Origin of the sequence: Nocardia kruczakiae NBRC 101016 (genome assembly GCF_001612965.1) — a bacterium.
In the GTDB taxonomy this organism is placed as follows: domain Bacteria; phylum Actinomycetota; class Actinomycetes; order Mycobacteriales; family Mycobacteriaceae; genus Nocardia; species Nocardia kruczakiae.
The window spans coordinates 20,739-43,294 of the sequence record NZ_BDBL01000025.1 but is presented as its reverse complement, the minus strand read 5'-3'; the positions used below and the strand labels follow the sequence as shown (position 1 = coordinate 43,294).

Sequence of the window (22,556 nt, the reverse complement as noted above, 5' to 3'; positions counted from 1 at the left end):
CTGACAATGGCGGAGAAGATCGAGGTGGATGTCGACGCGCTGACCAGAGCCGCCGACCTGCCCGAGGACGTCTCACACAAAGTGCGGGGCGTGATCGATACCCTGCACAACACGCTCACCGGAATCGAGAACGACTCCACCAACCAGCCGTGGGGAAACGACAAGTCCGGCAAGAAGTTCGCCGACGGTGACAAGGGGTACAAGACGACGCGGGCCAATATGGTCGACGGCGGCTACGGCATGGCCGATGCCCTGTTTCAGTTCGCCGAGGGTGAGCGTTCGGCCGCCGACCAGTTCAGAGCCGCCGAACAAGGTTCGACCCAAGGTCTCGGAGGCTGATCATGACGTTGCCGAATGCGGATACCACCGAATGGACGCAGATTCTGGGCGCGGCGAATTCCGGTGTGCTGCAATTCGATACGAAGGACATCAAGGCCGCCACCGATGCCGCGGCGCAGCTGATCGCCAATCTGGAGGCATTGGCGCAATCGGTCCACGACACTCGCGCGCACGAGGTCGGCGCCTTCAGCATTCTGCAGTCCAGCCGGGACCTCGCGGGTGTCTACAGCAATCACGGTGCGGCACTGTACAACTCGCTGATGACGCATGCGAATGTGGTTCGCGATCAGTTCGACACCTTCGTCGCCGCCGGTAAGACGTTCGCCGCGCACGAGCACAGCTCGACGTTCAATTTCGACACGATCGCCAAACCCAAGAACGTCACGAGCAATGTGACGCCGCCCAAACTTTCCTCGAACGGGGGGAGTCTGGTCGCCGACCTCAATCAGGATTTCGTCGACGACAGCTGGTCGATGCCGAGTTTTCCCGAGGCGATTCAGGGTTACGGCGGTAAGACCGATTCGGTCACCATCAACATCGAGAATCCGGACAGCCTGGACTGGGATCAGATGATTCAGCTGGGTCAGACGATTCACGCGCAGCCGCCGATGGATCTGTCCGGGTTCTGGGATTCGATGTCGAAACTGATATCGAGCAATATGGCCACCTACGCGGACCAGATCGCGAAGTTGCAGGCCAGCTGGACCGGTGACGCGTCGGCCGCGGCGGTGACCGCCGTGCGCAATTACAAGGACAGCACGCAGGATCTGATCGACGCCATCAAGGTGACCGGGGCGAGTTTGCGGTACACCAGCGACTGGCTCGAGGCGACCCGCAAGTCGATGCCGACTCCCGGACAGCCGGAGAAGACGGGCTGCAAACATCACCACACCGACGAATACCGCGCCAATTACAAGAAGTACTACGCGGATCCGATGAAATCGACGATCTCGACGATTCCGACGATCGCCATTCCGGGTCAGACGGGCGGTGGCAGCACGTCGGGCAGTGGATCCGGTTCCGGCAGTGGTTCGGGATCGGGAAGTGGGTCCGGAAGTGGTTCGGGTTACGGGAGTGGTTCGGGCTATGGCAGCGGATCGGGTTACGGCAGCGGTTCGGGTTACGGCAGCGGGTCCGGTTACGGCAGCGGTTCGGGTTACGGCAGCGGTTCCGGTTACGGGAGCGGTTCCGGTTACGGGAGCGGTTCCGGTTACGGGAGTGGGTCGGGCTACGGCAGTGGGTCGGGGTACGGGAGCGGTTCGGGTTACGGCAGTGGGTCCGGGTACGGCAGCGGTTCCGGCTATGGCAGTGGGTCCGGCAGCGGCGCCACATCGCAGCAGCTCCAAGCGGCATACGAGCAGGGCTACGAGGCCGGATACGAAGAGGGATCCCACAGTTCGGGTTCGGGGAGTGGCTCCGGCTACGGGGGCGGCTACGACAGTGGTTCGGGCTATGACAGTGGGTCCGGTTACGGCAGTGGGTCCGGTTACGGCAGCGGTGAGGGCTATGGCAGCGGTGAGGGCTATGGCAGCGGCCAAGGCAATGGCAGCGGCCAAGGTTATGGGAGTGGCGAGGGTTACGGGAGCGGCGCGGAGTACGGCAGCGGTTCCGACTACACCGGCTCGGGTTACGGAGGCGGCACGGGCGGCGGCTACGGCGGTGGATCCGGGGCGAGTTCGGGTTCCGGCAGGACGAGCAAGAGTTCACAGATCCCGAGCAACTACGACAGCATGCCGGGTAGCGGCGAGTCCAATCAGCAACTCCCGAATCTGAGCGACCTGCTCAATTCCGCCGGTCTCGGTGACACCGGCGGATCCTCCGGCGGCAGTTCCGGTCCCAGCAGCACGCCGTATTCGGGTCCGAGCGGCAGTGGCACCGGTTCGTCGACCGGTACCGGATCGACCTCGGGGACGGGGTCGTCGACGATTCCGTCGAATCTCGGCAAGACGCAGCAATCCGGGGCCGGCGCGGCCAAGAACGGCCAACAGCAACTGCCGTCGCTCGACGATCTCCTGTCCGGGCTTGCGGGAGAACAGAATACGGAAGCCGGAACCGGCACCACCGGCGACAGCCTCGGGCAGACGGTGCCGTCCTTCGGCGATTCGGCGACGACGGGAAGCTCGAATCCGCTGGAATCGCTGCTCGGTGGGACCGGTGCTACGAATCCGCTCGAATCGCTGCTCGGCGGAACCGCAGGCAGCTCCAACCCGCTCGAATCGCTGCTCTCGGGCGGCGAACAGGCGCTGAACCAGCTCGGTCGGACCGCCCACGACAGCCTGACCGGCCTGGGCCAACTGCTGTCCGGCATTCCCGGATTCGACCAGTTGCTGGCGACCAACCCGGATCTGAGTCATCTCCTGGCCGGTATCCCCGGCCTGGACCAGCTGGTGTCGGGCTCGACAGGGTTGGATCAGCTGCTGTCCGGCAATCCGGATCTGAGTCATCTGCTCTCGGGCATTCCCGGTCTGGATCAACTGTTGTCGGGCACGGACGCCACCGATCCGCTGCGCGCGCTGGCGGAACGGCTGCGCGACCTCAGCCACACGCCGGGGATGGAGGGGCTGTCGGATATCGCGGCACAGCTGGATCCCGGTGGCGGCGGCGACAGTGCCGGTGGCGGAGGCGCCGATACCGGCGGGGGAGCAGGCGGTGGAGTCGGCGACGGTACCGGGACCGACGACACGACGCCGCCCCGGCAACTCGATCAGCCGCGGCAACCGGACAAGTTTCCGCGCGCGTCGCTGCCGGCGGATCTCTCCTCCTACGGTGCGGGGCAGCACGATTCGTACGACCAGCAGGCCGGCCGGCCCGGACAACCCGGTCAGCCCGGTATGGCGGGGACACCGGCCTCGAGCGCGAGCAATTCCGGAGCGCAGGGCCAGCATCGGCGGCCGAAGTATCTGACCTCCACGGACTGGCTGGACGACGCGATGGGCGACACCCCGTTCCGCGTCAAGCCGGTGATCGAACCATGAACGAGGACATGTGAACAGGTGGACTCTGACGGACCTGGAATTCAAGGTGTTGTGCGACACTCGATTCTTCGGCCTTGTGCCGTCGATGTTCAGCATCACCAGCCGCATTCCGTATCTGGACGACTACGAACGCGAATGGCGCCGCACCCGAGCGGAATTGGAGAATCGCGGCGACAGCGCCTTCGAAGCGATCGTGGACACGATGGTGCTGCCGGAGGTGCTGGTCGGTGGGGAGGCCTGGGAGGATTCGGATTTCGACAATCCGGCCAAGCGGGTGCGCTTCTACGCCGGGCGGCTCGGTTCCCGCGGGTTCGTGGTCGTTCAGTTGCCGGGCGAAACCCTCGAACATGCCGAAGGTTTCACCATCACCGCCTGTGATCCGCGGGCGCTCGGTGAGACAGTCGTCGGTCTGCTGCCCGCGGCCGAACCGGGACGGCGCGGACCGATCGAGATCGAGATCGGCGAGAGCGCGGGCCGGCCCTCGGGTGGCGGTTCCATGATCGCCGACGACGATGACGACTTTCGCGGACTCACCAGCGCGGCCTTCTTCGACATCCCCGCGACTCACACCGGCACCGTCCGGTTGACGCAGGGCAGATCGAAATTCGGTCCGCGCGGGCGCATCTCGGTCGCCCGGCTGTGGCGGGATCTGCCCGGCGACGGTCGTTACGTGATTCCCCTGGAGGAACCGGCGCCGGTAGCCGTTGGGATGGGGTCGGCGGGGCTGATCGACTGGATAGATACCGAGGCCGAACACATCGTGCAGCGGATGAACGACTATCAGGAGGTGGACGAGTGAGCGCGCCGCTCACGCCTCGAGCAGCAGCGTGACCGGCCCGTCGTTCACCAGCGAGACCTGCATGTGCGCGCCGAAGCGGCCGGTGGCGACGGTGGCGCCGAGGTCGCGTAGTGCGGCGGCGAATTCGTCGACCAGCGGTTCGGCGACGGATCCGGGCGCCGCCGCCGACCAGGACGGCCGGCGGCCCTTCGCGGTGTCGGCGTAGAGGGTGAACTGGCTGACCACCAGAATCGGCGCACCGAGATCGGCGGCCGAGCGCTCACCGTCCAAAATGCGCAGACGAAACAGTTTGTCCGCCAGACTTTTCGCGAGCGCGACGGTGTCGGTGCCGGTGACACCCACGAGGGCGAGCAGGCCGTGCGGCACCCCCATCGCGGGCGGGTCGATCTGTCCCACCACCTCGTCGTCGACCGTGACCCGGGCCGAGCTCACGCGCTGTACCAGGATTCGCATGCCCTCCATCATCGGATACCGGCCGCCGAGGCGGGTTTCGCGGTGGCTTCCGGGACCGGCCACCGGGTGTTCACGTCGGCGCCACTGACGATTTTCCCGCGGCTGCCATCGTCGAAGTCCAGCGTCGACGGGCGCCGGCCGGCAGTGCGATGGAGGGACGGACGATGGCGGACGAGATCGAGGTCGAGGTGGCGAAACTCCGCACGGCCGCCGGCAAGACGCAAGATGTGCGCGACCACATCGAACAGGTGCTGACGAGATTGCAGGGCAAGACCACCGCGTACGGAAACTGCTGGGGGGACGACAGTCTGGGCAAGCAGTTCGCGGGCACCGGCAGTGGCGACGGCTACCTCGCCGCGCACGACAACATGGTCACCGGCGCGCGGAACTTCTCCACCGCCTTCCAGAAGTTCTCCGACGGCCAGAACGACAGCGCCACCTATCTGGAGACCATGGAGCACGGCAACACCTACGGCTTCCAGTGATCGAGCGGCCGCGGATCGAGCGCCCATGACGAACGAGCATATGAAGGCCGAGCTGGCGGGAATCATCGGCGAGGCCAGACAGCAACTGCGCGTGATCGCCGAAATTCAGCGTGACCGTGCGGAATTGACCGGTACCGCGTCGGTGCGCAAGAACCGGGTCACGGTCAGCGTGAATGCCGACGGCACCGTCATCGAAACCAAATTCGGCGCCGGGATCGAGGATCTGAGTTATTCCGAGATCGCCCGGGCGGTGACCGAGGCAGCCCAGCAGGCATCGAAGAACCTCGCGCAACGGCACCGCGAATTGATGGCGCCGCTGCGGGAACGCCGGGCACGGCTGCCCAAACTCACGGATCTGATCGAGGGCATGCCGGATATGCGGCTGCCGACGGCACCGGAACCCTCACTGGCACCGCCGGATTCGCCGGAACGTACCGCCGCTTACGGCGAGGACGAGCTCCGGTTCGCGGATGCGGAGACCTATCCGGTCGAACCGGAACGCCGGGTCACCGACTCCAGTTGGTGACCCGGGGTAACGGCGCATGATCGAGTTTCCCAGCTGGCTCGAGTGGCTGGGTGCGGCCATCGGAATGGAATGGCCGCACGGCAACGAAGACGATATGTGGTCGCTGGCGGGCGACTGGCACACCGCCGCCGGCGAGCTGCGCGAAATCCTGAGCCTGATGGACGACGCCAAGTCCGCGACGCTGGCCGCCTATCCGTCCGGCGACGGTCAGCAGCAGATGATCGACACGTTCGACAGCATGCGCCACGGCAAGGATTCGCTGGAGGCGCTGGCGGGATACTTCGATCAGGTCGGGGATTCGGTCTACGGCGGCGGTACGCAGATCGAATACACCAAGCTGATGTTCTATTCGACGCTGGTGATCACCGCCGCCGATATCGCGGCTGTGTGGATCTTCCCGCCGACCGCTCCCGCGGAGGAAGCCGGCATCATCGTGGCGACCCGCGTCGCGGTACGGATGATGATGCGCCGGGTGCTCGACGCGATGGCCGGCTGGGCGGGTCTGCTGGCCGAGAATGCCTTGGTGCGCTTCATGTTCCGGCATGTGCTGCTGAACGCCGCCCTCGGGGCGCTCCAGGATTTCGCGGTGCAGCAGTGGCAGGTGTGGGAGGGGCACCGTAAGAGCATCGACTGGCAGCAGCTCGAGGTCACCACCTTCGCCGCCGGTGTCGGTGGCGCCGCCGGTGGCGCCTTCGGCGAGGCGATGGGCAAGAAGTTCGGCAACGCCTTCCGTAACGAGGTCGGCGACGTCACCTCGAAGTGGGGCGTCAACCTGACCCGCGCGGGAATCGGCGCCGGATCGGGCCTGGTCAACTCGGTGGCGGCCTTCGGCGGCTCGGTCGGCTGGCAGTTCGCCTCCGATCTGGCACACGGTGATCTGGACACCGCGCTGAAGAACCTGAAGAACACCCACGTGGATTGGCGCATGTTCAGCGCCGGTGCGATCACGGGCGGGGCGTCGGCGCTGAATCACAATTTCGCGCACAGTCATTTCGAGAATTCACCGTTCTGGAAGCTGAACGCGCCGCGCGCCGATCTGGGCAATATCGGGGACCTGCACGGTTTCACCCACGACGGCACCGTGCCGAACGCGCACGTCGATCTCGCCAACGGTAACGGTGCTGTGCCGCACGGTGATTCGACTGCCGGTGCGGGTGGCGAGCAGGGATCTTCCGGGCCCGTGCGCGGCGGGCCGGTGACCAATGGGCACGACAGTCACGCGGGTGCGCCGACAACGACGGCGGGCACCCACGAACGCCCGGCATCGGAGGCCGGTGGCGCGCCGGAACAGACTGCGTCACAACATCGTTCGGACACAGCTGAGGCCGGAGCGCCGACTCCTGCGTCGGAGCGCTCCGGGACGGAGGGCTCGAATCCATCGTCCGAATCCGCGACATCCAATGGTCCGGTATCAGACTCGTCCTCGGCTCCGCCGACCCGAAACGAGCCGGGCGGCACACACGATTCCTCGCCCACCGACACCACGGTGCCGCAGAGCGGTGTCGCGCACGAAACCGCCACTTCCGCAACGACATCCGGTTCGGAGTCGGCGTCCCATGCGTCGGACGCCGCTCCCACCGAGACCGACGCGGTCGCCGGTCCTGCCGCGTCGTCCGGCCCGGCCGAGTCGGCGAGTTCCGCCGCCGCGTCGGGTACGGCTGCGTCGGGTCCGGCCGAGCCTGCGAGTTCTGCCGCTGCGTCGGGCCCGGCGGCGTCGTCCGGCCCGAGTACGGCGTCCGGGGCGAGCGCGTCGTCGGGTCCGAGTACCTCGAGCGCGGGAGCCTCGACAGGTTCCAGCGCCACAACCGGCGCATCGACGGGATCCACCTCCGCATCCGGCGCCTCGCCGATCGACGCCCGTGGTCCCGCGTCCGGCGGTACCGAGACTCCCCGGGCCGGCGACGTCCGCACTCCGGACGCCCGAACCGCCACCGACGGACGCGCCGCCTCCGATCTCGGCCGAGGTTCCGCCACCGACGCCCGGCCACAGGGCAGAGCCGGTGCCGCCGAAACGTCCGCGGCCCGCCCCGCCGCCGATCCGCGCGTCCAGGCCAAGGTCGGCGACTCCGAGGGCCCGCGCGCCGCGAACCGAGCCGGCGCGAGCGAGGGCGAGCGGATCACCGCCAAACCGGACCGCGCGGACACCGCCCCGCCACGCGACCGCGGAGAAACCGCCCAGCCGCGAGACCGTGGGGAGACCGCCCAGCCACGAGACCGTGCCGGTGCCGGACCGCGTACCGACCAGGGGCGCGGTACCGAACCGGCGCGCGGTGCGGGCGAACGCCCCGAAACCACGCGCACGCCAACCAAATCCGACCAACCAGCCGCGCAAAGACCGGACCGAGCAACCACTCGCGACGAGACCCGAGCCCCCAGCGACGAGTCCACGCCACTGCGCGATCCGGCCGAGCCCGCACAACGGGACCCCGAGCGGCGCGAGGCCGACACGTCGACACCGCACGATCGGGACGAGGCGTTTCAGCGGGATCCCGAGCAGCGCGACACCGGCACGTCAACTCCGCGCGATACCGACAGCGCCGAGCCCCGAGTATCCGAACATGCCGGTCCGAGGGATGCCGAACATGTCGGTCCGCGTGATTCGCTCCCGCACGACGAGCGTGTCCCGTCCCGTGAGTCCGACCAGGCCGGACGAAGCGCAGAAGAGTCCGTTACCGCCCGCGACGCCGACTCGTCGGTCCCTCGGGATGCCGATTCCGCCGTTCCCCGCGATGCCGGCTCGTCGATCCCCCGGGATGCGGATACCGCCGTTCCTCATGAGGCTGACTCGTCGGCACCCCGCGATGCCGATGCGGCCGCACACCGCGATGCGGATTCGGCCGCGTCGAACCGCGCGGACGAGCCGGGGGTGCGCCACGATACGGCCGACGACGCCGCAGGAACACCGCGCGACGACACCGGCGATCCGGCGCGAGACCACTCCCACCCGGACGACTCGCGCGCGGAACATGATGGCACGCAGGAGAAATCGTCCGAGCACGGCGCACCGCGACGGCGCCCGGCAGCTGATACGAACCACGACGGTACGGTGCGCAAACCGGTCCGCGGCGAGATCGGCGAAGACGGCGCCCGGCGCGACCGTGACGACGCGAACGGTGACCGGCCCGAAGACCAGTTGGTGCCGGGTGCTCCGCCCATGCCGGCGCCGGTCGGCGATCATCCGCCGGTGCGGCCCGGGCGGAGCGAGCAGCCCGATCACACCGGTGCGCCCGAAGCGGCGAAACCGGCTCCCCCTCGTCCGGAGTCGACCCGCGGTCGCTGTGCCGAATTGGCGCTGAGGCTGATTCGCGATCTCACCGGTAGTAAGACGATCCGGCTGCCCGAGCGGGCGGTCGGGCCGGAAGGTATGACCGCCGCGGAGGTGCAGGCCGACGCCGGTGGCCGGATGGTGAAGGTCGGCGACCACGACGCGATCGCGCGGCGTCTCTCGCGGATGCGCAAGGGTGCGTCGGCGCTGGTGGTCGACGGCTATCACGCCGGTCCGGGCCGCCGAGTCGTCGGTGCGCACGCCTACGTCATGGTCCACGAGGGCGGCGGGCGGATCGTGGTGCGCGATCCGAGTACGGGGGTGGTGACCGACCACCCGGCGAGCGTGCCCGCGGATCTGCACGACACCCACATGATCCTGTTCGACCACCGTGGGCGTCCCATCCATCCGCTCACCCCGGAACACCGCGAAGCCCTTGCACGCCGGCAGGATCCGTCCGCTGTGCGGATTCGGCAGGCGCTCGACGACAATGTCGGCCGCGTCCATGAACTGCTGCTTCGAACACCCACCGGCAGAAGGATTCTCGGCGAACTCACCGATCGCCGCTATCGCGAGCACATCGATCAGGGCTCGCACAGCGACGGCCGATCAGGGTCGTTCCGGCGCCGCGACATCACGGCGGTTCTGTACGCCGAGGGGCGCGGCCAGATCGCTCAGGCCCTGACCCTCGCGCACGAGAGCGTGCACGCGGAGCGGTATCTCAACGGCGAATCCCCCGCCGATCGGCCCCTCGAGCTCTCGCGCGACGACTATGTGCGGGAGATGGTGCACGAGGAGGCGATGGCCTCCGGACGCCGATTCCAGTTGGCGGCGGAGTTGCGCGAACTCGGCTACGACATCGCCGAACATCCCGCCGAGGTCGCCTACCGCCAGGCCTACGAGCGCGCGCTGCGCGGACTCGAGGGCTCGGGAGCGCACGAGATCGCGCACGAGGTGGCGGTCGACCATCTGCGCAACTACCTCGAACATATCCCGCCCAACGACAGCGGCCGGACCTACGCCGATCACTACCGCGATATCTGGGATCGCGCGCACGACGGCGCCCGCACGCCGGCCGATCGGAGTATTCGCTACGTGCCGGACGATCCGGTGGTCCGCGACCGTATCCGCTCGGCCGCACTCGAACGGCATATCGCCACCGTGCGGTTGAACGAGCATGCGCAGGAGCTGGCCCACATCGCCGATCGGGTGGCCGACCGCATTCCATACGACCCGACGATGCGCCGGGATATGGTGCAGCACTTGATCTCCGAACAGCTGCGCAATGTCGGCCGCGAACTCGGGCACGACGGGCCGGCGCCCGAGCGCCGCGCCGAGTTGCAGCGGCTGGCCCACGATCTGCGTCGGATGTCGGATCTCGTCGATCGCCATCACAACGCCCTGGCCGAGGTCGACCGGCTGCGGGCGAGCGCCGCGGCGGATGTGGCGCGCCGGCTGCTCGGCGACATGATCGCCGACGCCCCGGGTGCGGAATTGGTCGGCGATCACTTCGCGGTGATTCCCGGTGAGCCGGAACGGATCATGGTCGCCGCGGCACCCGGCGATCACGAGCGGGTCATGAGGGCGGCGCCGCCCGAGATCGTGGAGCGATTGGCCCGCCCGGGTCTCGAGGCCGAACACCTGAATGTCGATACCCGTCACAACGGCGAGATCCGCTACGAGCGGGTCGATCAGCCGGGACCCGCTCGCGACGATCCCGCCGAACCCGTCGAACCGCAGGACCTCGCGGCCCAGGCGTCCGAGGCGATCATCGGCGAGTTGCGGCGGAAGCTGGCGGAGGTGCCGGTGGGCGCCTGGGCGGTCGACACCCTGCACGCGCGGGGCGTGATCATCGAACACGACTCCGGCGGCGGGCATCGCTACGAGCCCGCCCGCAACCGGCTCACCCTCGACATCGGTGGCACCGACGGCGAGCAGATGGCCGCCCTGGTCCATGCCGCCATCCATGCCGAGCGGGCGCACGAGCGCGGCACCGGCGACGGTGTGCTCGACCGCGATCGGATGTCGCGCGACGACTACGTATCGCACATGCTGGACGAGGAAAACGACGCGCACGCAATGGAATACAACGCGCTCGCGCAGCTGCGCGAGGCGGGCCACGACATCGCGACCAGCCCGCTCGAGCGGATCTACCGCGACGCGTTCACCACGGCTCGCGAACGGGCGGCCACGCGGGACGATCTGCCGGGCGATGCGGCCGCGCGGGCCGCCGAACTGGACCGGATCGCGAACCAGGCCGGCGTCGACGCGATCCGCCCGGCCATGGGTGATCACGCGCCCGACGGCGGCGCGAGTTACGCGCACGGTTACGGCGAGGCATGGGATTCGGCGCATCCGCCCCGCGAGGATGCGCCCACCGGGCAGCCCCCTCGCCCGCCGGCCGGTCCACCCGAGCACCGCGACGGGGGCGGGACCAGCTATGCCAACCACTACGGCGGCGATACCGCTTACGGCATCAAGGGGTGGGTGACCGAGAGCGGCGTGCTGCACGTCGAGGTGCGTGTCGGCCCCGATACCCCGTCCGGGCGCGAGATGTTCCGGGATCTGATGATCGAACTCGGCGACCGCGTCGAGGCGATCCAGGCCGAATGGTTCGACGGCGGGGCGCTCACCGACAATCTGGACAGTTTCAACGCCGGAGTGCAGGAGGGGCTCACACCGGAGGAGGCCGCGCGCCGGACCTTCACCGGCACGCTCGCCGAGGAGCTGGGCTACACCGAGGTCACGTTCGGGGATCCGGATCTGCCGGGCGACTCCGGGCTCGAGGGACGGCTGGGCGAGAACACCGGCGTCACAGTACTTTTCCGGCATCCCGAAGGGTTCGACGGCGCACCGCACGTGGACAGTCCGGAGCTGCCCGACGGTGCCGGAGGTGCGGGCCGCCCGCCCGGCGAGACGCCCACGCCGGGTGCGGCCCCTGGTGAGCCCCCGCGGCGAGCTGAGGTCATCGTGGCCGTCGACGGTGAGCACGTGCGGTTGCGGCTGGTCGCCGACGGTGGCGGGCGGTGGCGGGTCGAGTCCGTGGAGCCGGTCCGGGAAGGCGAGCAGGCGGCCGGCGGTGAGGTCGAGCCCGCGAAGCCCGGCCGGCTGCGTTCGCTGTGGCAGCGGTTCACCGGCGGCTACGAGGGGCACTATCCGAAATATCCGTCGGGCAGTGGTCAGGACGGCAAATATCAGACCGAGATGACCGAGGATTTCGGGCATCTGTTCGATATCCACGCGCTCGAGACCCTCGGCGATCACGACATCAGCATCAATTACGCGCGGTTGCTCAAGGAGTCGTTCACGCTCTGGATCAACCGGGAGCACGCGCCGCTGTTGAACCACCTCACCGCTCGGATGGATCTGCAAGCGGGCGAACATATTCCGATGCACGGCCGCGACGGTCGGGAGTACGCGTACTGGAACGAGGACGCGGATCCGGCCGAGGTCGCGGCGATGCACAAGTATCTGCGCGATATCGGCCTGGGCCATCTGGTCGACGAATCGCGGCCGCACGACCTGCCCGGCCGTGCCGTGCCGCAGCTGGGCGAATCCGAAGCGCCGCACGGCAATCCGGCCGACGAGCTGCGTGCCGCCGCCGATCGTCTGGGCGTCGAGCTGTCCGATATCAGCCCGGAAACGCTGCGCCGCGCCCTCGACACCGCCGAATACCAGAATCTCCGCCGGGCCGCCGTCATCGAAGCCCTGCGCGACGCGGCACATCGCTACAACGCCGAACACGCCGATATCCCGTACCGGCCGCAGTCGATCACCGACCACAATCCGCTCGGGCGGTTCCTCAAGGAAGTGATCATCGCCCAGGGTGACGATCCCGGCCTGCTGAACTGGCGTGGCGTGAACAACGGCGCCGAATCGGGCCGCGACTTCGACGTGCTGAACGTCGAGAATCCGGACGAGCGCATCGAATACGACCCCGACGACGAGTCGGGCCGCGACCAGGGCCTGCGGACGTATTTCGAGAATGCGCTGCGGCGCGACCAGATTCGCGACGAACGCGCGACCTGGGCCGACCTGCTCGCCGCCGAACTGTCCCGGCTCGAACCGGATCAGCTCGAACGCGCATTGCACGACCTGCGGGACGGAGTGCACGAACGAGCCGGGGAGATCGGGGATTTCGCCGATCAGGTGGCGCAATTCCGGGAACGCTTCCCCGCCAACGATGTCCGGGAGTTGCCGCCGGAGCGGCCGGGCGAGCCGGGCCGGTTGGTGATCCTCGACGTGCACGGCGACCACGAACAGACGCTCGCCGGAGCGCTGGATCGCCATCCCGGACTCGCCGCGCGCCTCGACAACGGTGAGGTGCGGGCGGAGAAGTGGACCGTCGTCGTCGACGCGAACAATCAGGCGCACATCCGCCACCTCGGCGACATCGAGGGGCGGGCGATCTCGGTGGACGTCGAGGGCCGGCATCTGGACGGACTGCTGGTCCGCGACGCCGACGGCAATTGGCACGTCACCCAGCCGCCCGCCGAGCCGGCCCCGGTCGCGCCGGATGCCCGCACGCCGGAGCAAATCCGTTCCGTGCGAGACGATCTCGCGCGCGAGCTCGGCCTGGACCCCGACCGGATCACACCCGAACTCATCGAACACGAACTGCGCGCCAACGACCTGCGCGCCCTCCAGATCGAGGCGCTGCTGGACCACGCGCGCAGCAGCGACGCCATCGAGACCTTTCACGATCTGGCCAACGCGCGCGACCGGCTCGCACAGACCAGCGGTATCGACGACGCGCAGCACGCGACACCGGAGCGGGTCGCCGAATCGATCGCCGACCGCGGCACCCGCAACGCACTGCGCAAACAGCAGGTCGAGCAGCTGGTCAAGTATTACGACAAACTGGCGAGCTATCTGAAGGGGCGCGGCGAGGATCCGGCTCACCTGGTCGAGGCCCGCGACAACCTCGTGCGGGCACTGGGCGGCGAACCGGAGGACGTCTTCCCGAAGAAGTACTCGAAGGAACTCGACTATCAGCGGAATCCGCAGGGAATCGACCCCGGTGAGCTGACCTCGCTGATCCGCGGGCGGCTCCGCGAGCCCGGCACCGCCGCGGCGCTCACCGATTTCATCCGGACTCTCGCGGACGCGGACCCGTTCACGAACGGGTTGCGTTTCGACCCCGCGACCGATCCGCGAGTGTTCGACGGTGAAGTACCGATGCACGATCCGGAGGCGCTGACCCACCTGCGGGAGGTCATCGGCGACGGGCAGCGGCTGTTCGGTACGCCCGACCCGGATCAGCCGGTCGCTTCCGGATCGCGGCCGAATCGCGATTGGGCCCGGCTGCTCGGCCACGACCTCACCGACGCCACGCCGGAACAGTACGTGCGGGCCTACGAGGCCTACCGAGACGGCAAGATCGAGAAGCACGAGCGGCTCACCCCGGCGCAGCGGGAGCAGGTGCAGCGCGAACTGCGCGAGGAGGTGCGGCAGCGGGCCGCCGATCTGCGGGCGCTGGCGGAACTGGACGACCGCTACCACCAGGCGGTCGCCGACCTGCCGGAGAACCGGCAGGCGACCATCGATCGGATCAGCCGGGAATGGGCGGCGGCGTGGACCGAGCGCGAACGGGCCCGCAGCCATATCGAGGACCATGCCCACGAACTCCGCGTGACGCCGGAGGAGTTGCTGTCCGACGATCTGAAGGACGGCTCGGCCCTGCACGATCTGTTCGGCGAACTCGGTTCGCGCACCGTCCGGGGTGAGAATCTCGCCGACTATCGACGGCGGTTCGAGGAGTTCTCGCGCAGGCACGACGCGCTGTTCGAGGCGACACGCAGATTCCACGACAACGATGTGCGGGTCGCGGATCTGGACGCGGAACTGCGCGCCGCCGTGGAACGCGATGTGGAGCTGTCCGAAGGCGACGGGGACCACGGCGCGGCCGTCGCTGCGCCGCAAGGACCTCCGTCGAAGCCGCCCAGCTCTCCGGGGGAGGGTGCGCAACCGCCGGAACCCGAGGGTGGGGACCCCGATGGTGCCTATTCCGGTGCCACCGCACCTCCGCGCATCGAATCGCCGACCGAATGGGGCATGCGGATGCGCGCGGAGAATGCGAGCTGGGACGCGCGCATGGCGGACCGGCATGCCCTGCGCATGCGCGAACTCGCCGACGAGATGGTCGCGCGCGATCCGGACGGCCCCGAGGGTGCCCGATCCTGGGCCGCTCGGATGCGCGCCGATCAAGCGGAATGGGAGGCGCGGCAAGCCGCCCAGCATGCCGACTGGCTCTGGAAGATCGTCGGCGACCACCGCCGGCCCACCGAACCGCCTCCTTCGCCATCGCGCAGCGAGCCGAAACCTGCTGCGTCCGAACCAGGATCGGATACGCCGACGACAAAATCGGACCGCCCTCTGCCGGAGGGCGGAGACGCTGCGGTGCGACAGTCGGGTGCGGACGAGGCTGCCGCGCCGAAGGTGGAATCCGATGCGGCGGAGCCGGAACCGGAGGTGAGAGCGGCCGAACCGTTGCCAGATGAGAATGCCGGCGGGGAATCGCTTCACCGAACGGCGAGAGTCGAAGGCGCACAACCGGATCCGATCAACGCCGCGCTCGACCGGCAGAATGCGGCACACCACGAATTGCGCCGGATCGCAGGGGAACTCGGCCTCCCCGATCACGGCAACGCACGCGATCTGGAGGCGGCGATCCTGCGCCGGATCGAGGAGGAGTCGGCCGAACATCAGGCCACCATCGCCCGCAACGATCTGCGTCCGGACCAGTGGGCCGCCGCCCGCGATCGTGCCCAGCAGCGGCTGAACGAGCTGTATGGCCTGCGCCGCGAGATGATGCGCGCCGCCCGGGACTACCAGGCCGCCCGGATCGAAGAACGGCAGCTGCGGGCCGCGTACCCCCAGTCCACAGAGGGGTCTGCAGCGAACCGTGGTGCCCGAAATGCGTCCGATGAAAGTGCTGTGGCGAAACCCGGTGAGCAGCAACTGCAGGCCGTCGACGAGCGATCCGCGACCGAACGCGGAGACGAGGGGGAGGAGCCGGGGGCCGATTCCCGTGGCGACGGCACGGGTGGCTCGCCGGCGAAGCCGGGCGGCGACCGGCCCGGTGGTGCTGCGCCGCAGGCCGAGGCGGGACCCGGCGCGAAACCCGCACCCGATGCGGCCGGTGGTGGGAACGATGGTGGCGCCGGTGGTAAGCCACCGACGGGTGGAGGTTCCGACGACGGCAGTCCGCCGCAGAACGGCGACGGCAGCTCCGAAAACCTGCCGGTGCAACAGGATTCGGGCATCTCGCAGTTCCCGCGCCAGTCGGACCCGCCCGCGCCGCACGGTGGCGAGCGGCCCGCGCGTGAAGCGTGGGACCAGAACGGTCCGCAGCGCGAGCACCGTCCGGTGACGCGTGCCTTGCGTAAAGCGCTGCGGGATCTGGCGGATGCCGGTGCCACGCGGGCCCGCGCCTGGATGCGAATGACCGCGCGTGCTCATGATCTCGGCTTGCGGCCGGAGGAGATGCGGCGCGAGATCCTGCGCGAGACGATCGCCCGCACCGCCGATGCCGACGGCACCGCGCCCGCGATCCGGAACGAATTGCGTGATCTGCTGGGCGATCTCGATCGCGGCGCGCCCCGGCTCGAGGTGGATCGGCGCGCCGCGCGCCTGGGTGTGGCGCTGCCGTCCGACCATCAGGTCGCCGATGCGATCCGCGATCGGCTGGCGCCGCCTGCCCAGCGGCGTGCCGAACTGTCCATCGAACTCAACGATTGGCGCACCGTCGACCTGGGCCGGCTCGAGCGGCTCGCCGGTGAATACGGCGTCGACCCGGAGGGGCTGTCACGACCGGAACTGCAACGTGCGGTACGGGAGGCGGTGAACGACCATCGCGATACCATCTCCGAGCGGCAGCGCCGCGCGACCGTCGAACTGGTGGACCGGTATCGCACGGCGGCGGCGAACGAATCCGCTCGCCGGGCCGCCGCCCAGCACGCCGCCGAACGTGAGATGCTCCGGCTGCGAGCCGGTTTCGACGATCGCGGGCCGCGAATCTCCGGCGTCTCCTATCGCCGCTTCCGATTCGACGCCCCCAACCACATGCGGGTCGACGGCGCACCGGGCGAACGCGGCAGGTGGGTCGGTGTCGGCGCGGGTCGCGATCCGGAGCTCCGGTTGCCCGCGCGGGAGCGGGTCCGGCACGCGGCCGAGGGGTTCGACGCCGTCTACTACCGGCTCGAACTGGACCACAACGGCCGGATCTGGGTGAGCGAGCACCATCCGGCGTCGACGGAACCCGTTGCCACGCGGCCGGAGCCGGCGCGTCGTCCCGGTGACTGGATCGCCGGCGACGAGCACGAACACGAGCCGAGCACCCGGGCGTTGCGCCGACAACTGCGCGACCTCGGCGCGGAGCTGGGCCGGCGAAACGATCAGGCGGACAAGAACTTCGCCAAGATCGTGCAGCTCGCCGAACATCTGGGCATCGACGACGCGTGGCGGATGCGGCCGCGCGAGCTGGCCGGTGCGGTACGCGATCTGATCGTCCGGCGCCGGGCGCGGGCCGACGAACTGTGGAACCGCGCGGACATTCCACGGGCCGATCTGCGGAAGTTCTTCGAGGACCGCCGCGCCGAGGAAGCGCGGGCCGAGGAGACCGAATCGCTCGGCAAGGCCCTACTGGGGCTGTTGCGGGTGCACGATCAGACGTTGGTGTCCGCGCGTGACCGGGTGGCGGCCGACGCCGCGCTACTCGCTGCCCGCGATGTCCTGGCCGGCCACGAGGGCATTCCGCTGGCCGCCGACGGGCGCTCCGTGGACCCGGCGAATCCGAAACCGGAAGTGGCGCGGCTGGTTCCGGGCCGCGACGGCGCACCGGACCGGCTCGTGGTGGTGGCGCCGGGCGCGAATCCGGATCATGTCCTCGATCCCGCTGTCCGCCGCGCAGTGCTCGGCGACGACGGCGAATTCGTATTCCAGCAGGTTCGCGTGGATGCCGACGGACGCGTTCGGGTCGACGACATGCACCGGCCGCCACCGGAACTCGACGCGGCCGCCCGTCGACCCGCCGAACTCGAGCAGCCGCAGCGGAACGGAACCGAGCCGCAAGCGCCGGAATCCGCCGATCCGCGTGCGGACGGCCCCCGACCGGAGACCGCGCCGGTGGCCGACCCGCAGGCCGCACTCGACGCCAAGGTGCGCGAACGTGCCCATGTAGCAGCCGATCTCGAGTTCTGGCGCACCAAGGTCGACCATCGCGCCGACCCGTTCGGCGATGTGGATCTGAGCCGCAACCGCTGGTCGGAAACCCTGCGCCAGTTGCGCGCGGACACCGGGCGCTACGTCAGTGACAGCGCGGGCCCGGACAGCCCCGACGTCGCCCGGCACGAGCAGCTCAATCCGGAGCAGGAGCGCGAACAGACCGGCCACGTCGACAAACTGGCCGAGGCGCTGGACCGGCTGTTCCATTTCGAGGACCGGCTCGACGCCATCGACCGCGAGATCCACGATCTGGAGCGGCGGGGCGCCCGCCACGACGCGTCGCAGGCCGAGGCGGTCCGCGACGAACTCGGCCGGGTGGCCGACGACCACCGCGCCGCGGTGCAGCGGGCGAAACCGTTGCGCCGCACCAGGGATGAGTTGTCCCGGCTCCTCGACGACCCAGCGCAGCGCACCCCGGAGAACCTGCGCCGGCTCGCCGACGCCGAGGAAGCGGTGGAGCGCGCCGAACACCAGATCGATCGCTTCAACGACGAGCGGGTCGCACTCACCGGTGCGTGGCCCGATGCCGTCGCCGACCACTGGCGGGCCGCGGTGGGCACGGATGAGACGCCGGCATTGCGCCGGATCAGCGAGAACGTGTGGCTGGACCACGGTCGTGCCCCCGGCGAGGACGGCACCGGCGGCCGCCCGGCCCGCTTCATCGTCGTCGCCGGACGGGCCGGATTCGACCATCCGGACGTGCCGGTCCGCGCCGACGATCCGGACGGTCCGCGCCGGCCCGCCGACGATCGATTCGACGCTCCGCTGCTGGATGCGCTGGCCCGGCATCCCGATCTGGCTCCGCTGCTGAAGGATCCGGCCACCAGCATCGATCGGCTGACGGTCACGGGTGAATTGGCGGGCGGCGATCGTGACGGCGCCGGTCAGATCCGCGCGCGGGTCGAGACCATGGCGCCGGTGGAGATCGAGCGTACGGGACTGCCCGCGCGCGGCCGCCGGGGCGAGGACACTCTGCCGTTCGCCGGCGACACGATGGTGCGCTGGCGCGGCGCCGACGGACAGTGGCACGACACGAGAGAGGGCCAGGCCCGCGGTTTCCGCGCCTACCAGCCGGAACTGCCGCGCGGCACCAAGCTGGACAAATACTGGCAGAAGGAGGTCGACGGCTGGCGGCTGCCGCCCAAGGGATGGGCCGCCTTCGGCGGTACGGACAACTCCCACATCCCGTACCGGCAGCGTGAGGAGAAGATGCCGGACGGGTTCAGTGGCACACTCGGCGCCGAACCGTTCCAGAACATGGTGGAGCCGTTGGTACTTCGGCTCCTCACCGATCACTGGCCGGAGCTGAGCTATGAGCAGATCCTGACATTGAGCGAAGCCGGCCGCGCCGAACTGTGGTGGCATCAGGGACCCGGGCCGAAACCGGAACCGCCGCCGGGCTGGGACGAAGAGGCCCATCACGGCATGCCGCTCGACGGCGCGCTCTACACCATCGGGAAGCGGTGGGTGCAGCTCTACGACATGGCTCGCAAACACCCGTGGGTGCTGGGTCCGCTGCAGCGTCGGCCGGAGATCGGGGAGTGGGTGCGCGGGCACACGACCTGGCTGCCCGACGGCGCGTTCGATCCGGATCATCCGGTGCTGCGCAAGATTCCGGTCGTGCGCTCGTTCCGCGGCTGGAAGGGATGGCGAGCCGGGCCGCGGATCGATCTGCAACCGCCGCATCGGCCGTGGTCGGCCGCCGATCATGTGCCGCCCCGCGACCGGGTGGAGTGGTCCACACCGCGTCAGGACCGTGATGTCGCGCGCTGGGATGCGGTGCAGCGCTGGGCAGATCGCGTGATCGGGCGATTCGCCGACGATGCCGGCAATGCCGATGTGCACCGGATCGTCGACCTGCTGACCCGGGCCCGTGATCCGCTGCTGGACCCCGCCGATCCCGGCGGCGCCCGGCTGGAGGCGCTGAACCTGGCGCGGCATCCGGACGGCACTCCGCTCACCCGCGCGGAACTGACCGAGCGCATCCAGTTGGTCAAGGACCACCTCATGCGCAACGAGATGTGGGTGCGCGACCACGCCGATCCGACGGGCCGGATGGTCAAGAAGACCTACGACCGGCTCCCGCACGTGGCCGACGCCTGGCTGCGGCTCACCGGTGAAGGCGACGGCGACGGCCGGACCACGCCGTACGACGAAGACCTGCTGCTGCTCGACGACGCCTACGTCGAGGCCGAATACCTCGCCGACCACGACGACGCCACCTGGCACGACGCCGACCTCGAAGCGGCCCGGCACGGCTACGACTGGGACACCAACCGGCGCCGCCTGAGCGGACATCTCGTGATCCGCGACGGCGTGCCCGTCCATCCCGACGAACTGCCGCCCGATGCGCCCGAGCACGACCGCGACAAGACACTGCGGATGTCGCGGATTCCGTACGCGGTCGACGCACCCGCGCCCGACCCCTCATGGCTCTCGCCACGCGAACGCCGCGCCGCCGAGATTCTGAACGAAACCGATGCGCGGCAACGCTTCCCGGGTTTGCCGCGCGATCCGGTCGCGGCACTGAAGGAATTGGCGGCGCGCGACGCCGGACCGCTGCGCGCCCTGCCCGCCCCCGGCGCCCGAGACCCGCTGCTGGATCTGCTGCTGCGTGCCGGCCGCGTGGAACAGCTCGCCGACGCCGCCGACCCGGGCGAGCGCTTCGCCTGGGCCGAACGCCTCGGCGAACCCGAAGCCGCGGTCGAGCCGAGGCAACTGCCCGAAACCCTCCGGCGCCTGCGCGGCGATCTCACCCGCCGATTGGACGACCTCGACGCGGCCGGGCCCGATGAGCGGGCGGCTGAGCCGAATCCGGCCCGCCCCGCCCTCGATGGCACGGACGCACCGAGACCGGCCCTGGGCGACGGCACAGAAGAGACGAGGACGGAGAGTTCCGGCGCCGACGAGCATGACGCGTCACCGCGCGGCGGGGCCCGGCGCGAGCCGGGATCGGGCGAAAACGGAACGGATTCCGAGTCCGGAGAAGAGGGCCGCGCGGATACCGGCCGACGTGCTGGGCAGCAACCGCCGGACGGTGGCGAACCCGATCACGCGGGCACTGCGAGCCCGCGCGCTCGCGATCCGCGCAAGCCGTACATCACGCCGGTCCCGCACGTCCCGCACAACGCCGAATTCGAGTGGCCGGACTACACACCGAAGCCCATCGACGTCAACCTCCCGCCCACCCCGATACCCACCCCGCCGCCCCATCAGCCCCCGCCGCATCAGCCGCCGGCCCCCCATCAGCCGCCGCCGCATCAGCCGCCCTCACCTCACCGGCCGCCGCATCAGCCGCCGCGAAAGCCCGGCCCGGGACAGCCCGGCGCAGGCCATCACGACCATCACGGTCACGACCCCGATCACCACGGCGATCACCGAGGGCACGGCCACGGGCATGATCACGCTCATGACGGGGGCCACGACCACGACGGAAATGATCACGACCATGGCGGCCACGACCACCATCTGCCGAATTCGCAGGCTCAGCAGAACATCCCGGTACCGCCGTGGCTTTCGGACGCAGTCGCCCCGGGCAATGCCGCCCCGCAACCGTTCCCGCTGCCGGGCGCGGGTATCGAGCGAAATGTGAACCACGCTGCAACCGGGCTCAACCCGTTCGGTGAACCGCTGGGGGTGATCCCTTACACGGCTGAACCTGCTATCCCACAGCAGATTCCGCAGCAGCCGGCCCCTGAACCGCGTGTATCCGACGGTTCACACGCAGCGATCCCGCGGGATCATGGCGTCGGGCAGGGCCCTGGCGATGCCGACCGGTACGGCAATGGAAACCGCCACGGCGGCACCGGATACGATCCGGGAGCGGGAGACGGAAACGTCCACGACCGGCGATTCTCGGTCGATCGCCCGTTCTCCCTCGGTGATCCGGAGCCGGGCGCGGCGGGACACCTTGGGGTACAACCGGTTCCGGCGGCCCAACCGCAGAACAACTTCCCGCAGAACGGTTTCCCACCGTTCCCCCCACCGATGCCGAACGGCAACAACGCGGCCTCCGCTTCCACTCCGGCACGTCACTACGCACACCCGACCGGCTCGCCCACGCCCGCCCCGACGCGCATCCTGGTGCAGGAGTTCAACGGTCATCGTTGTGCGGAGGTCGATCCGCTCACCGGGTCGCTGCACGAGTCGGCCGAGCCGATGGGCCCGTTCAGCGGGGTGTACGGCGATCTGGATGGTGTGGAGTTCGTCTTCTTCCGCACCGACGATCGGCTGTTCCTGCGCGTCGCGGGGCAGTTGATCGATGCCGACGATCTGGCGGTCATCGTGCATTGGCAGCGCGCGGGGCGTCGGCATACCGAGTTCACCGTGACCCGCGCGGGACTGGCGGTGTGCACGGTGCGCTACCGCCGGCGCAAACCGGAACTCGACCTCGGCCTGTGGATTCGCGATGTGCTCGACAATCCTGCCCGCCGGACGCAGATCTTCGCCGAAGTCCGGGGCGTGCGGTGAAAAGCGCAGCACCGCACAC

At 69.3% G+C, this 22,556-nt stretch carries 7 protein-coding genes; 6 read left to right on the top strand and 1 reads right to left on the bottom strand.

The genetic code is table 11. The features are described 5' to 3' along the window. The first annotated feature begins 6 nt into the window (after positions 1–6). Genes NK1_RS18580 through NK1_RS18570 form a run of 3 tightly spaced genes read left to right on the top strand, consistent with a single transcriptional unit; the run spans position 7 to position 4,113 of the window. Entirely contained in the window at positions 7–339 is a 333-nt protein-coding gene (locus NK1_RS18580; RefSeq protein WP_063010290.1) for a hypothetical protein, read from the top strand. Positions 340–341: 2 nt separating this feature from the next. Beyond that, positions 342–3,314 (top strand): hypothetical protein, encoded by a 2,973-nt coding sequence (locus NK1_RS34610; protein ID WP_063906044.1) that lies wholly within the window; start codon positions 342–344, stop codon positions 3,312–3,314. Between the two features lie 10 nt (positions 3,315–3,324). Then, the gene (locus NK1_RS18570; RefSeq protein ID WP_063010288.1) at positions 3,325–4,113 is read left to right on the top strand and encodes an ESX secretion-associated protein EspG; all 789 of its coding nucleotides are present in this window, start codon (positions 3,325–3,327) and stop codon (positions 4,111–4,113) included. A 9-nt stretch (positions 4,114–4,122) separates the two neighbouring features. Here the strand turns inward: NK1_RS18570 and dtd are convergent, their stop codons facing one another. Then, positions 4,123–4,566: a D-aminoacyl-tRNA deacylase gene (gene dtd / locus NK1_RS18565; protein WP_063010384.1), complete on the bottom strand. Its 444-nt coding sequence runs from the start codon at positions 4,564–4,566 to the stop codon at positions 4,123–4,125. 164 nt (positions 4,567–4,730) lie between these two features. On the opposite strand from dtd, the gene NK1_RS18560 reads away from it, so the two are divergent. Genes NK1_RS18560 through NK1_RS18550 form a run of 3 tightly spaced genes read left to right on the top strand, consistent with a single transcriptional unit; the run spans position 4,731 to position 22,537 of the window. Beyond that, a complete protein-coding gene (locus NK1_RS18560; protein ID WP_146161311.1) occupies positions 4,731–5,051 on the top strand; it encodes a WXG100 family type VII secretion target in 321 nt (106 codons plus the stop codon). Positions 5,052–5,076: 25 nt separating this feature from the next. Beyond that, positions 5,077–5,577: a YbaB/EbfC family nucleoid-associated protein gene (locus NK1_RS18555; protein ID WP_063010283.1), complete on the top strand. Its 501-nt coding sequence runs from the start codon at positions 5,077–5,079 to the stop codon at positions 5,575–5,577. A 16-nt stretch (positions 5,578–5,593) separates the two neighbouring features. Further along, positions 5,594–22,537 (top strand): WXG100-like domain-containing protein, encoded by a 16,944-nt coding sequence (locus tag NK1_RS18550; RefSeq protein WP_063010281.1) that lies wholly within the window; start codon positions 5,594–5,596, stop codon positions 22,535–22,537. Positions 22,538–22,556 lie beyond the last annotated feature (19 nt).